Source organism: Streptomyces sp. NPDC051217 (genome assembly GCF_044455465.1).
Classification (GTDB): domain Bacteria; phylum Actinomycetota; class Actinomycetes; order Streptomycetales; family Streptomycetaceae; genus Streptomyces.
This window is the reverse complement of sequence record NZ_JBITEV010000001.1, coordinates 738,017-750,906: the sequence shown is the minus strand read 5'-3', so window position 1 is coordinate 750,906 and position 12,890 is coordinate 738,017. Positions and strand designations below refer to the sequence as shown.

Below are 12,890 nucleotides of genomic sequence, written 5' to 3'. Positions count from 1 at the left end.
CCGCGATGACGACACTGACGAAATATCTGCGCTGGGACACGGCCGTCGGCATCCTGCTGATCGCGGTCTTCCTGGCGGGCACCGGCACCACCGAGGGGTTCGCCAACACGGACAACCTGTCGGCGGCGCTCGGCGATGTCTCCGAGATCGCGCTGATCGCGCTGCCGATGACCCTGCTGGTGGTCGCGGGGCAGGTCGATCTCTCGGTCGCCTCGATGCTGGGGCTGTCCAGCGCGCTCGCCGGCTCACTCTGGCAGGCGGGCTTCGCCTTCGAACTGATCGTGCCCATCTGCCTGTTGGCGGGCGCGGCCGGCGGGCTGCTGAACGGCTGGCTCGTCACCCGGGTCGGCCTGCCCTCGCTGGCCGTCACCATCGGCACACTCACGCTCTACCGCGGGCTGGCGTCCGTCATCCTCGGCGACGAGGCGGTGGCCGACTTCCCGGAGACGTACGCCAAGTACGCGGCGTACACGGAGACGGTGCCCGGCACCTTCGTGCCGTATCCGGTCGCGCTGTTCGCGGTGCTCGCCGTCGGTACCGCGATCGCGCTGCACTGCACGGGCTTCGGCCGTTCGCTGTTCGCGATCGGCGCGCAGGAGGACGCCGCGTGGTTCGCGGGCATCCGCGTCAAGCGGCTGAAACTGGTGCTGTTCGTGGTGTCCGGTCTCGTCGCCTCGTTCGCCGGGATCGTCTACACCCTGCGCTACGGCAGCGCCCGCGCTGACAACGGGCTCGGTCTCGAACTGGTCGTCATCGCCTCGGTGTTGCTCGGCGGCGTCGACTTCGACGGCGGGAAGGGCACACTGGGCGGCGCCGTCGCGGGTGTCCTGCTGATCGGGCTGCTGACGAATCTGCTGACCCTCAACGACATCTCCAACGAGATCCAGGTGATCGTCACCGGCCTGCTGCTCGTCGCCTCCGTGCTGACTCCCCGGATCATCGCCGTGGTCTCCGAGCGCCGGCATCGGCGGACGGCGGCCGAGGAATCCGTCCCGGTCTCCGCAGCGCCCTGACTCTCCCCGACTCGACTCCGTCCCACCACCCCCGACCCCCGACCCCGAAAGGCACTCACCATGCTGTCGCAGGCCCGCTCCCGACGCCATGCCGTCGTCACCGTATCCGCCGCGCTCTGTGCCCTCACGCTCGCCGTGTCGGGCTGCTCGGGCACCACCAAAGACTCCGTGAAGGACGACGCCCCCGCCAAGTCGGGCAACGCCGAGGCGAATCCGGACGCCCCGCTCAAGAAGGGCCTGAAGATCGCCTTCCTGCCCAAGCAGATCAACAACCCGTACGAGAAGATCGTCGACGACGCGGGCATCGCAGCCGCCGGGGAGATCGGCGCCACCGGCAAGGAGGTCGGACCCTCCAACGCGAAGGCGTCGTCCCAGGTGTCGTACATCAACACCCTCATCCAGCAGAAGCAGGACGCGATCCTCATCGCGGCGAACGACCCCAACGCGGTGTGCGGCCCGCTCAAGCAGGCGATGAGGCAGGACATCAAGGTCGTCGCGTACGACTCCGACACCGCCAAGGACTGCCGCCAGCTCTTCATCAACCAGGCCAGCTCGGAGGAGATCGGCCGCAGCCAGGTCCGCAACATCGCCGAGCAGCTGGGCAACAAGGGCGAGATCGCGATCCTGTCTGCGACGCAGAACGCGACGAACCAGAACACCTGGATCACGTTCATGAAGGACGAGCTGACGAAGCCCGAGTACAAGGACATGAAGCTGGTCAAGGTCGCGTACGGGGACGACCAGGACCAGAAGTCCTTCCAGGAGACCCAGGGACTCCTCAAGGCGTACCCGAACCTCAAGGGGATCATCTCGCCCACGACGGTCGGTATCGCGGCGGCGGCCCGCTACATCGGCGACTCCTCCTACAAGGGGAAGGTCGTCCTGAACGGCCTCGGCACGCCCAACCAGATGCGCAAGTACATCGAGAACGGCACGCTCGACCAGTTCTCGCTCTGGGACCCGAAGAAGCTGGGCTACCTCGGCACGTACGCGGCGGCGGCACTGGCGTCCGGGCAGATCACCGGGGCCGAGGGCGAGAAGTTCAAGGCCGGTGACCTGGGCGAGTACACGGTCGGCAAGGACGGCGAGATCATCCTCGGCCCGCCGACGGTCTTCGACGCCAAGAACATCGGCGACTTCGACTTCTGAGGTCCCCACAGGTCCCCACGGTGACCGGGAGAGTGAGAGAACCGCGATGAACGCAGCAACCATCCGTCGTCGTACCCGGATCGGTCTCGTCTCCGGCGGGCTCGGCGCGTACTGGCCCCAGTTCCCCGCCCTGCTCCCCCAACTCCGGTGCTCCGCACGGCGGGTGACGGAGCGTCTGGGCGACTACGACGCCGACGTAGTGGACGTCGGATTCATCTCCGACGCCCAGGAGGGCGCGGCGGCGGCCGAGAAGCTGCGGGCCGCCGACTGCGATCTGATCGTCGGCTTCCTCACCACCTACATGACGGCGACGATGCTCGTGCCCGTCGCCCAGCGCAGTGGCGCGCCGGTGCTGCTCATCAATCTCCAGCCCACCGAGGCGATGGACCACGCGACGTTCGGCACCGGCGAATGGCTGGCGTACTGCGGCGCGTGTCCGCTGCCGGAGATGGCGAACGCCTTCGAGCGCGTCGGTGTGCCCTTCCGTTCCGTCTCCGGGTATCTGGAGGACGGGCGGGCGTGGGAGCGGATCGGCCGGTGGATCGGGGCGGCCGGGGTGCGCGGCGCGCTGCGTACAGGCCGGCACGGGCTGATGGGCCACCTCTATCCGGGCATGTACGACGTGTCGACGGACCTGACGATGGTGCCGGCCAACCTCGGGGGGCATGTGGAGGTCCTGGAGTTCGACGATCTGCGCGTACGGGCGATGAAGGCCGACGGTTTGGCGGTGACGGCGAAGCTGGCGGAGACCCGCGACGCGTTCGAGATCGCGGACTCCGTGGCCGAGGAGGACCTGGTGTGGGCGGCCAGGGTGTCGGTCGGCCTCGACCGGCTGGTGGAGGATTTCGGACTGGACTCGCTGGCGTACTACCACCGGGGTCTGGAGGGTGAGGTCCACGAACGTCTCGGCGCGGGCATGATCCTCGGCTCCTCGCTGCTGACCGCGCGTGGTGTCCCCGCGTGCGGGGAGTACGAGCTGCGCACCTCGCTGGCCATGCTGATCACGGACCGGCTGGGCGCGGGCGGCACCTTCACCGAACTCCAGGCGCTGAATTTCCGGGACGGTGTGGTCGAGATGGGCCACGACGGGCCCGCCAATCCGACCGTCTGCGCGAACCGGCCGGTGCTGCGCGGACTCGGTGTGTACCACGGCAAGCGCGGCTGGGGTGTGTCGGTCGAGTGCGACGTACGGCGGGGACCGGTGACGCTGGTGGGACTCGGCCAGTCCAGGGACGGTCGCTACAGGCTGGTCGCCGCGGTGGGTAAAGTGGTCGAAGGCCCGCTGCTGGAAATCGGCAACACCACATCGCGTGTCGACTTCGGCCGCGACCCGGGCGAGTGGACCGACGCGTGGAGTGCGAGCGGAGTGGGGCACCACTGGGCGCTCGCCACCGGCGACATCATTCCGGAGCTGCGCGCGTTGGCCGGTCTGAGCGGTCTGGAGCTGGTGGAGGTCACTGTCTGATGGCGCAATCGGTGGGAATCAAGGACGTCGCCCGGGTGGCGGGCGTCTCCGTCGGCACGGTGTCGAACGTGATCAACCGGCCGGATTCGGTGGCCGAGGAGACGCGGGCGAGGGTGCAGTCCACCATCGAGCGCCTGGGCTACGTACGGAGCGAGTCGGCCCGCCATCTGCGGGCCGGCCGCAGCCGCATCATCGCGCTGCTCGTCCTCGACATGGCCAACCCGTTCTTCGTGGACGTCGCCACCGGCGCCGAGCGGGTGGCCCGGCAGTCCGGGCTCGGTGTGATGCTCTGCAACAGCGCGCAGAGCAGCAGCGAGGAGGCCGAGTATCTGGGGCTCTTCAGCGAGCAGCGGGTGCGCGGTGTGCTGATCACGCCGACGGACGAGACGGGCCGGAATCTGGAGAGCTTCCGGCGGCAGGACATCCCGTTCGTCTTCGTGGACCGGGTCGTGTCGAGCGACGAGGGCTGTTCGGTGTCGGTGGACGATGTCACGGGCGGGGCGCTCGCGATGCGTCATCTGCTGGCCCAGGGGCACACCGACATCGCGTATGTGTCCGGTCCGCCGCATCTCGCGCAGTGCCGGGACCGGCGGGCGGGCGCGCTGCTGGCGCTGGAGGAGGCCGGGCTGCCGGCCGACCGGCTGCGGGTGGTCGAGGCGGAGCGGCTGGACGTGTCGGCGGGGCGCGACTCCGGTGCCCGGCTGCTGGGTCTGCACAGCAGGCCGAGCGCGGTGTTCTGCGCGAACGACCTGCTGGCGCTCGGGGTGCTCCAGTCGATGTACGGGGCCGGGGTGGCCGTCCCGGACGAGATGGCGCTCGTGGGGTACGACGACATCGAGTTCGCGTCGGCCGCCGCGGTGCCGCTCACGTCGGTGCGCCAGCCGGCCTCGCAGATGGGGCGGCTCGCGGCGGAGCTGCTGATCGAGGAGACGGGTGAGTCGGCGGCCGATCACCGGCATCAACAGATCGTGCTGCAACCGGAGTTGGTGGTACGGGAGTCCTCGATGCCACGCGCGGGCGGCGGGCACGGGCCTCGGGGCTGACGCCACTTCAGGGCGCGCCCGGTCCGGTCGGCGCCGGACAGGGCGCGGCCCGACGGCCCTGATCCGATGCCGTCGGCCCCTCTTTGGCCGAAAGCGCTTCGCGGGCGACAGGGGGCGAGCTACCGTGACGCTCCGCAGCGATTCGGACTATCAGACCATTAAGGGGACATCTGATGTCTGTACCGAGTCCGCCCCCCTCGCCCTCAGCCGGTTCCGGTGGCCCGAACGGCACGACACCGCCCACGCCCGGCGGCTCAAGGGAAACGAGCTGGCTGGCGCGCTTCGCGCTGGTCGTTTCCGGGCTTGCTCTGCTCTCGATCTACCCCCTCTACGTGGAGTTCTGGCAGGGCCAGGACGCGAGGAGCGACGAGGAGAAGCAGGAAAATGGTGCCCCGGTCGAGATCTCCATGCATCCCTCCAGCATCAACGCCGTATGGTTCGCCAGCGACGAAGCGCTCGGGGCTCTGGACGGGAAGCAGTTCGACTCGTTCACCGACGACCAGTCCGTACCCGGCTGGACCTGGCTCAGCAAGCACTGGATACCCCTCGGATCGGTCTCGACTGCGGTCAACGTCGAAGCGCTTCACAACACGACATCCCTCGTCCAAGGGGTGCGGCTCCGGGACGTCGTGTGCGGGCCGGCGGTGACGGGCTCCCTGCTCAAGCCCCCGGGCATCGGCAACGCGGGCACCGAGGCGCCGCCGGTCGTCATGGCCATGAACGTCGACGCCGAACGTCCCGTCACTCGGGAACTCACGGAAGACGGAAGGCCGGGCGACCCGTTCACCGGCGACGTGGCCATGGAGAAGGGCGACGCCCGCACGTTCGTCGTCAGCTTCTCGGCACAGAGGAAGTCCTGCACGTTCCGCGCGGACTTGCTCGTGTACTCCAACGGCAAGCCGCGCCTTGTCCCCCTGCCGTCGAGCTCGGCGAACGAGGGGAAGTCGATGACGTACGACTTCAAGGTCACGGCACCGAGCGCTGCCTACGGGGGCCGGTACGTCACTGATGTCGACGGGATGACGGCCGTCCCGGCGGAAGACATCGACTGGTCGGGCGGAGGTCCCGAGTACACCGGCGACTGAAGTCCCCTCCCGGAACGAGGACAGCCCGGACAGGTGCGGTCCGAGCCGTCCGTCGTGCGCGGTGCGCGCTCTGTCGTGTGTGTGTCAGCCGCGGCCCACGAAATCCCACGCCCCGTGCCCGGCGCTGTAGACCTGGAAGCCGGGCTCCGTACGGAGATACGTGGCTCCCTTCGGTGCGGTCACCTTGTCCTTGCGGTCGGCGGGCACATGGATCTCGGCGCTCGCCCCGACCGGCACCTTCACCGTCAGCCGCAGGTCACGGCCGACCTTGGACCATGCCACCGAGGCCGGACCGCGCACCGTACGGATCGACGTACGCGCCCAGCTGACCCCGGTACGGGCGTCGGGGCGGACGGTGAAGGTGCGGTAGCCGTCGTCGCCGGGGCGCAGGCCCGCCACGTTCTCGTACAGCCACTGGGCGACGGTGCCCTGGAAATAGTGGTCGCGCGAGCGGGAGTCGAGCTGCCACATCTCCCACATGGTGTCGGCGCCGTTGTCGAACCAGTAGCCCCAGCTCGGGTAGGTGCGCCGGGTGGCGATGGCGTGGGCGATGTCGGGATGGCCGTGCGCGCACAGCACGCGCAGCAGCACGCTGGTGCCGAGCGCACCGGTGTTGAGGTGGTTGCCGCGTTCGGTGATGTCGGCGACGAGGCTGTCCACGACGGAGGCGCGGGCCCCGGCGGGGACCAGGCCGAAGGCGAGCGGGATCGCGTTGGAGGTCTGCCGGTAGTCCGGGTCCTTGGCGGTGCTGTAGTGCCCGGCGTCGTTGAGGAATTCAGCGTTCAGGGCGTCCCTGAGCCCGGCCGCCGCCGTACGGTAGCGCCCGGCCACCTCGTCGTGGCCCAGTAGTTCGCCCATTTCGGCGGTGCCCACGAGCGCGCGGTACAGATAGGCGGTGGCCGTCAGACGGGTGTCCTCGGGCGGGTTGCCGCCGTAGCCGGGCGGCAGGTAGTCGCCGAGGGCGGTGATCGCGAGGCCGTTCACGAGACGGTCCAGCTCCCAGTCCAGATAGCGGGTGACGACCGGCCAGTGCTGCCGGGCGATCCGGTCGTCGCCGTACACCCGGTACATCTCACGGACCAGGAACGGGTAGACGGTGGTCCACTCGGGTGACGGGCCGAGGTCGCCGTAGCCCCAGCCGCCGCTCGGGACGATCACCGGCAGCTGTCCGTCAGGGTTCTGACTGTCCCTCAGGTCATCCAGCCACTTGCCGAGGAAGCGGTGGACGCCGAAGCCGTACGCGAGGGTGGGCGCGCCGAGCTGCGCGTCGCCCGTCCAGCCGTTCTTCTCGTACATGGGGGTGTCGGTCGGGATGCCGTGCAGATTGTTCAGGAGGGTGCGGCGCATGGCCTTGTCGAGCGTCTCGTAGAAGGGCTCGGAGCAGGAGAAGGCGCTGACCTCGTCGACCTTGGTGTGGACGGTCCGGCCGAGCACGTCGGACGGTTCGGGGCGGGCGGGCAGGCCCTCGATCTGAACGTAGCGGAAGCCCTTGTACGAGAACGACGGCTCCCAGACCTCGGCCTTCCCGCCGCCCGCGCAGATGTACTCGTCGCGCTGGAAGCGGCCGGGGACATGTCCGGTCTCGGCGTGGACGCTGCCGTCGTCCTTGAGTTTCTCGCCGTGGACGAGCGAAACGACGGTGCCCGCAGGCGCTTTGACGGTCAGTCGGGTCCAGCCGGCGGTGGTGCGGCCCATGTCGACCACGTAGACGCCGGCGCGCAGTTCGCTGATCTCGGTGGGGGTGATGGTGTCGATGATCTCGATGGGGTCGTGCGGCTGGGCGCGCAGGGCGCCCTTCGGCGCCTGCTGGGCGCCCGGGGCTCGCCACGCGCGGTCGTCGAAGCCCGGTCGGGTCCAGTCGGCCGGGGCCCGGCGGGCGTCGTACGTCTCGCCGGCGTAGAGGGAGTTGGTGAGGGTGGGGCCCTCGGTCATGCGCCAGTCGGTGTCGGAGACGACGGTGGTGCGGGTGCCGTCCGGGTGTTCGGCCTCCAGGCGGCACAGCAGGCGGGGCTCGCCGTGCCACGGCGGCCGGTGCCAGTTCCAGACGTTGGGGGTGGTCATGCCGTAGAAGCCGCGGCCCAGGGTGACGCCGATGGCGTTGTCGCCCCGGCGCAGCAGGGACGTCACGTCGTGCACGGCGTACATGACGGTCTCGTCGTAGTCGGTGAAGGCGGGGTCGAGCACCTGCTCGCCGACGGGTTGACCGTTCAACTCCGCGACGTAGTAGGCGAGTCCGCTGATGTAGAGGCGGGCACGGGTGACCGGCCCCCGTACGGCGAACTCGCGGCGCAGCAGGGGCGCGGGCGCCTCGGGCCGGGAGACCGAGACGCCGTCGCCCCAGGGGCCTTCGCCGTAGGGGGCGAGAACGGTGGCGGGAGCCCAGCCGCTGTCGTCGAAGCTCGTTTGCTGCCAGCCCTGTTGTTCGGTCCCGGAGGTCAGCCAGTCGTCGGAGGTGACGAGTTCACGGGTCTGCCCGTCGGTGGTCTCGACGACGAGACGGGCGATGAATCCGCCCGGATTGACGGAGGCTCCCCCGCGGTTGGTGGCCACCGCCGCGAGGACGACGCGCTCTCCGGCCGCCTTGACGGCTTCGGTGACATCGGCGGTCCTGCCAGTGCGCCAGCCGTCCTGCTGTTCGGGCGCGTGTGCCACCTGTGCGCCGCCGAGGTGGAGGGTGAAGTCGTCGTCGGCGGTGGCGACGAAGGTCGCGCTCGCGATTCCGGCGCCGGCGGGGAGGCCGAGGCCGGCGCGGAACCAGCGCGGTCCGGCGGGGGCGTCGCCGGTGGTCGCGCCTTCGGTCCAGATCCAGGAGGCGCCTTCGAGGGTGAGGGGATCGGCGCCGGCGTCCGCGCCGATCCATGTGGCGCCCCACTTCTCGTCGCCGAGTGCGGTCTCCCACCAGCCGGCCGTACTCCAGGCCGAGACGTCGCCGGAGCCGTCCCAGACGCGGACCTGCCAGTGGCAGCGGGTACGGGGCGGCAGCGCGGGACCGGCGTAGGGGACGGCGACGCCGCGCCCGGAGGTCACCTTGCCGGTGTCCCAGAGGAGTTGGCGCCCTCCTGCGAGGTCGCGCGGGTCGGTGGCTGCCCTGATCTGGTACGAGCGCTGCTGGGCGCCGTGGCCGTCGGCCGTCAGCTCCCAGGAGAGAAGAGGGGTGGGGTTGTCAGTGCCGAGGACGTGTTCCGCGTACTCCACCTTTGCGGCGACGACGCGCAACCCGCCGCCGTGCGAGGGCCCGTGGCCCTTCGCGGGGGTGGCGGCCGAGGCCACCGGGCCCGCGGCGAGAGAGACGATTCCGGCGCCGGCGCCCACCACGGAAGTGCCCAGGAGACCTCTGCGTGTCCAGCCCATGCCCATGCCAGCCCCTTTGATTGAATCGTTTCATGTCCCGTGTCAAGAATCGTAGGGCCGATCCGGGAGGGCTCACAAGAGGTGCGCGAGGCGCCGGGCGGAACGCCTGCCGCGACTCCGCTTCTTGCTGCGATCAGGGAGACTTTTGCGGCGGAGGGTCGGTCGGCGGGACCGCGAACTACCGCCGCGATCAACGAGGTTGACTGGATCCCGGAACAACCCTGAGCCCAACTTGCGCATATATGACAGGGAAAGACCCGCGTATGGCGCACATGGATTCTGACCAATCATCCATTTCTTGCGCAGATTCATAGACTTCCTGCGGAACCACTCCTAGCCTTTTCGCGTCCGCAGAGTCCCCACGAGCCGCAAGGACGTATGTCTGTGACACCTCCCCCGAGACGCCGCCTGCTCCGCCGCGGCATATCCGCCTCACTCTCCGCCTCCCTGGCTCTCGCGACGGCGGTGGCCGGGACGGCCGCCGTCGTCGTCATGTCCGCCGCCCCGGCAGCCGTCGCCGCCGGAGTACCCGCCCCCTCCCCCGTCGGCATCCCCGGCCGAGGTGCCACCGTGCCCTTCGTGGAGCACGAGGCCGAGTACGCCGCTACCAACGGCACCCTGATAGGCCCCAACCGGCTGTACGGATCGCTTCCCTCGGAGGCCTCCGGACGGCAGGCCGTGACGCTCGACGCGGTCGGTGAGTACGTGGAGTTCACCCTCACCAAGCCGGCCAACGCCATGACCTTCCGCTACTCGCTGCCCGACAACTCCGCGGGGACCGGCCGGGACGCCGGGATCGACGTGCGGGTCAACGGCAGCCAGCTCAAGAACGTGCCGGTGACCTCCAAGTACGGCTGGTACTACGGCGGTTACCCGTTCAACAACAACCCCGGCGACACCAACCCCCACCACTTCTACGACGAGACGCGCACCATGTTCGGCTCCACCCTGGCGACCGGTACCAAGGTCCGGCTCCAGGTGTCGTCGACCGCGCAGTCACCGACGTTCACCATCGACCTCGCCGACTTCGAGCAGGTGGCCGCTCCGATCGGCAAGCCCTCGGGCGCACTCGACGTGGTGGCCGACTTCGGCGCAGACCCGACGGGCGCCGCCGACTCGACCGCCAAGTTCCAGGCGGCGGTCGCCGCCGGGCAGGCGCAGAACAGAACCGTCTACATCCCGCAGGGCAACTTCGAGATCCGCGACCACATCGTGGTCGACAGGGTGACGCTGGCCGGGGCCGGACCCTGGTACAGCGTCCTGAAGGGCCGGCACCCCACCGACCGCAGCAAGGCGGTCGGCGTCTACGGCAAGTACGCGAACCAGGGCGGCAGCAGCAACGTCACCCTCAAGGACTTCGCCATCATCGGCGACATCCGTGAGCGCGTGGACAACGACCAGGTCAACGCCATCGGTGGCGCGCTGTCCGACTCCGTCATCGACAACATCTGGATGCAGCACACCAAGTGCGGTGCCTGGGTGGACGGTCCGATGAACAACCTCACCATCAAGAACAGCCGCATCCTGGACCAGACGGCCGACGGCGTGAACTTCCACTACGGCGTCACCAACTCCACCGTCACCAACACCTTCGTGCGCAACACCGGTGACGACGGTCTGGCGATGTGGGCGGAGAACATCCCCAACGTCAACAACAAATTCACGTTCAACACGGTGATCCTGCCGATCCTGGCGAACAACATCGTCACCTACGGCGGCAAGGACATCACCATCTCCGACAACGTCATGTCGGACACCATCACCAACGGCGGCGGCCTGCACATCGCCAACCGCTATCCAGGTGTCAACTCCGGTCAGGGTACGGCGGTCTCGGGCACCCACACCGCCACACGCAACACACTGATCCGGGCGGGGAACAACGACTTCAACTGGCAGTTCGGTGTCGGCGCGGTGTGGTTCAGCGGGCTCAACGAACCCATCAACAACGCCACCATCAACATCACCGACACCGAGATACTCGACAGCTCCTACGCCGCGATCCATCTGATCGAGGGCGCGACGAACGGGCTGAACTTCAAGAACATCAAGATCGACGGCGCCGGTACCTACGCGCTCCAGATCCAGGCACCGGGCAGGGCGACCTTCGAGAACGTGAAGGCCACCAACATCGCCCAGTCCAACAAGATCCACAACTGTGTGGGCGCCGGATTCCAGATCACCCAGGTCGGCAGCGGAAACTCCGGCTGGTACTCCAACCCGCCGGCCTGCACCGGTGTGTGGCCCGCACCGCAGTGGACCAACGGCGGTGTGCCCGGCGGGCCGGTGGACCCCGAGGACCCGACGGACCCGCCGACCGACCCGCCGGGTGACGAGGGCAACCTCGCCGAGGGCCGTCCGGTCACCGCGACCGGCCAGGCTCAGACGTACGGCCCCGGTAACGCCGTGGACGGCAATGCCAACACCTACTGGGAGAGCACCAACAACGCCTTCCCGCAGTCCATCACCGTGGATCTCGGCTCGGCGAAGAATGTCGACCGGCTGGTGCTGAAGCTTCCGCCTGCTGCGGCGTGGCAGACCCGTACGCAGACACTCAGCGTCTCGGGCAGCACCAACAACTCGACCTACACCTCACTCAAGGCATCGGCGGGCGTCACCTTCAACCCGTCGAGCGCCAACACCGCCACCGTCGACCTACCCGGCACATCGACCCGGTACGTACGGGTGACCGTGACCGGCAACACGGGCTGGCCGGCCGCGCAGCTCTCCGAACTGGAGGTCTACGCGGACTGATCCGACGCGGTGCGGTGCGCCGGCCCGACCGGCGCGCCGCACCGTCCCCCGCTCCGGCCAGGCTCCACTCCCTCGTTCAGATCATGTACGTGTCGAGCCGCCCGCACATCCCGAACTTGCCGTGGGCCTCGGGCAGTCGGGCGTGCACGCGCGCGTCGGCGAGATGCGACGTGTCCCCCTCGGCGAGCCGGCCGAGCTGGGCGCCGGTCTGCCGCGCGGCCTGCGCCGCGCCGGACTCCCAGCGTGCCCGCCAGTCGTCCAGCCTCGGGCGTACCAGCGCCCCGGCCGCCCGGTGGAAGTCCAGCAGCGGCTTCTCGTCCCCGGCGTCCCAGGCCGCGCGCAGCGCCGCGAACCCCTCGACCGCCAGATCCCGCCGGCGCCGTGCGAACGCCGCCTGCTCCGTCTCGGTGCCCTCGGGGATCCGTACGAAGCGGCCGTACGTCTGTGGGTCGGTCAGATGCTCCGGCGGCAGGGTCAGTACGGCGTCCCCGGCCTCGGGCAGCCCGTTGTTCTGCATCAGTACGACGATGCGCAGGCTGTCCTCGTTGACGAGCCGGTGAATGGTGCCCGGGGTGAACCACACCAGTGCGCCCGGCTCCAGCGGGGTGCTCTCGAACCCTTCGGCCGTGAGGGTCTGCACGGCGCCCCGGCCGGCGGTCACCACATACCCCTCGGAGCACGTCAGATGCAGATGCGGGGTGCCACCGTGGAGACCGTCGGCGGCCTCCCAGTCGTAGACGGTCAGATGTGAGACGGCGACGGCGCCGGGCAGCCCGGCGAAGCCTGAGGCCCTGACTGTCTCCGTGCCCGTGTGTGCGGATGAGCCGGTGCTGTACGTCGTCAACACTCCCCCTCCGGGGCCAGGCGAGTAAGCGCTTTCTGTCAGAACGTAGGTCCGCCCTGTGCCCCTGTCAACGGCGGGTAGCGCGGGTTGGGCGGGAGGGCGGGAGGGGACGCACGGTGGAGATCACGCATGTGGGATCCTCAACTCGCCCTGGGCGATAGGCTTTCGCGACGACCGAAGCACCATGCG

Annotated in this window: 8 protein-coding genes; 6 read left to right on the top strand and 2 right to left on the bottom strand. The window is 69.2% G+C overall.

Annotated features, from left to right (window positions below; translation table 11 throughout):
• The first annotated feature begins 5 nt into the window (after positions 1–5).
• From ACIBBB_RS03445 to ACIBBB_RS03425, 5 genes are all read left to right on the top strand, one after another.
• Positions 6–1,013, top strand: a complete 1,008-nt coding sequence (locus ACIBBB_RS03445; protein WP_398978819.1) for an ABC transporter permease — start codon at positions 6–8, stop codon at positions 1,011–1,013.
• A gap of 60 nt (positions 1,014–1,073) precedes the next feature.
• Positions 1,074–2,162, top strand: coding sequence for a rhamnose ABC transporter substrate-binding protein (gene rhaS, locus ACIBBB_RS03440; protein WP_398978201.1), 1,089 nt, complete (start codon positions 1,074–1,076; stop codon positions 2,160–2,162).
• A gap of 46 nt (positions 2,163–2,208) precedes the next feature.
• Positions 2,209–3,627 (top strand): arabinose isomerase, encoded by a 1,419-nt coding sequence (locus tag ACIBBB_RS03435; RefSeq protein ID WP_398978199.1) that lies wholly within the window; start codon positions 2,209–2,211, stop codon positions 3,625–3,627.
• Positions 3,627–4,670, top strand: a complete 1,044-nt coding sequence (locus ACIBBB_RS03430) for a LacI family DNA-binding transcriptional regulator (RefSeq protein ID WP_398978197.1) — start codon at positions 3,627–3,629, stop codon at positions 4,668–4,670. The genes ACIBBB_RS03435 and ACIBBB_RS03430 overlap by 1 nt, the downstream gene beginning before the upstream one ends.
• A 173-nt stretch (positions 4,671–4,843) precedes the next feature.
• Positions 4,844–5,755: a hypothetical protein gene (locus tag ACIBBB_RS03425; protein WP_398978195.1), complete on the top strand. Its 912-nt coding sequence runs from the start codon at positions 4,844–4,846 to the stop codon at positions 5,753–5,755.
• An 84-nt stretch (positions 5,756–5,839) separates the two neighbouring features.
• Here ACIBBB_RS03425 and ACIBBB_RS03420 read toward each other — a convergent pair whose 3' ends face one another.
• Positions 5,840–9,106 (bottom strand): family 78 glycoside hydrolase catalytic domain, encoded by a 3,267-nt coding sequence (locus ACIBBB_RS03420; protein WP_398978193.1) that lies wholly within the window; start codon positions 9,104–9,106, stop codon positions 5,840–5,842.
• A gap of 384 nt (positions 9,107–9,490) precedes the next feature.
• Here ACIBBB_RS03420 and ACIBBB_RS03415 point away from each other — a divergent pair, with 384 nt between their 5' ends.
• Positions 9,491–11,857: a discoidin domain-containing protein gene (locus tag ACIBBB_RS03415; protein WP_398978818.1), complete on the top strand. Its 2,367-nt coding sequence runs from the start codon at positions 9,491–9,493 to the stop codon at positions 11,855–11,857.
• A gap of 76 nt (positions 11,858–11,933) precedes the next feature.
• On the opposite strand, the gene ACIBBB_RS03410 is transcribed toward ACIBBB_RS03415, so the two are convergent.
• A complete protein-coding gene (locus ACIBBB_RS03410; RefSeq protein WP_398978816.1) occupies positions 11,934–12,629 on the bottom strand; it encodes a cupin domain-containing protein in 696 nt (231 codons plus the stop codon).
• Positions 12,630–12,890 lie beyond the last annotated feature (261 nt).

Excerpts from the sequence above, each read along its gene's own strand:
- ACIBBB_RS03445 (WP_398978819.1), top strand. The coding sequence starts at position 6 with ATGACGACACTGACGAAATATCTGCGCTGGGACACGGCCGTCGGCATC.
- rhaS (WP_398978201.1), top strand. The coding sequence starts at position 1,074 with ATGCTGTCGCAGGCCCGCTCCCGACGCCATGCCGTCGTCACCGTATCC.
- ACIBBB_RS03435 (WP_398978199.1), top strand. The coding sequence starts at position 2,209 with ATGAACGCAGCAACCATCCGTCGTCGTACCCGGATCGGTCTCGTCTCC.
- ACIBBB_RS03430 (WP_398978197.1), top strand. The coding sequence starts at position 3,627 with ATGGCGCAATCGGTGGGAATCAAGGACGTCGCCCGGGTGGCGGGCGTC.
- ACIBBB_RS03425 (WP_398978195.1), top strand. The coding sequence starts at position 4,844 with ATGTCTGTACCGAGTCCGCCCCCCTCGCCCTCAGCCGGTTCCGGTGGC.
- ACIBBB_RS03420 (WP_398978193.1), bottom strand. The coding sequence starts at position 9,106 with ATGGGCTGGACACGCAGAGGTCTCCTGGGCACTTCCGTGGTGGGCGCC.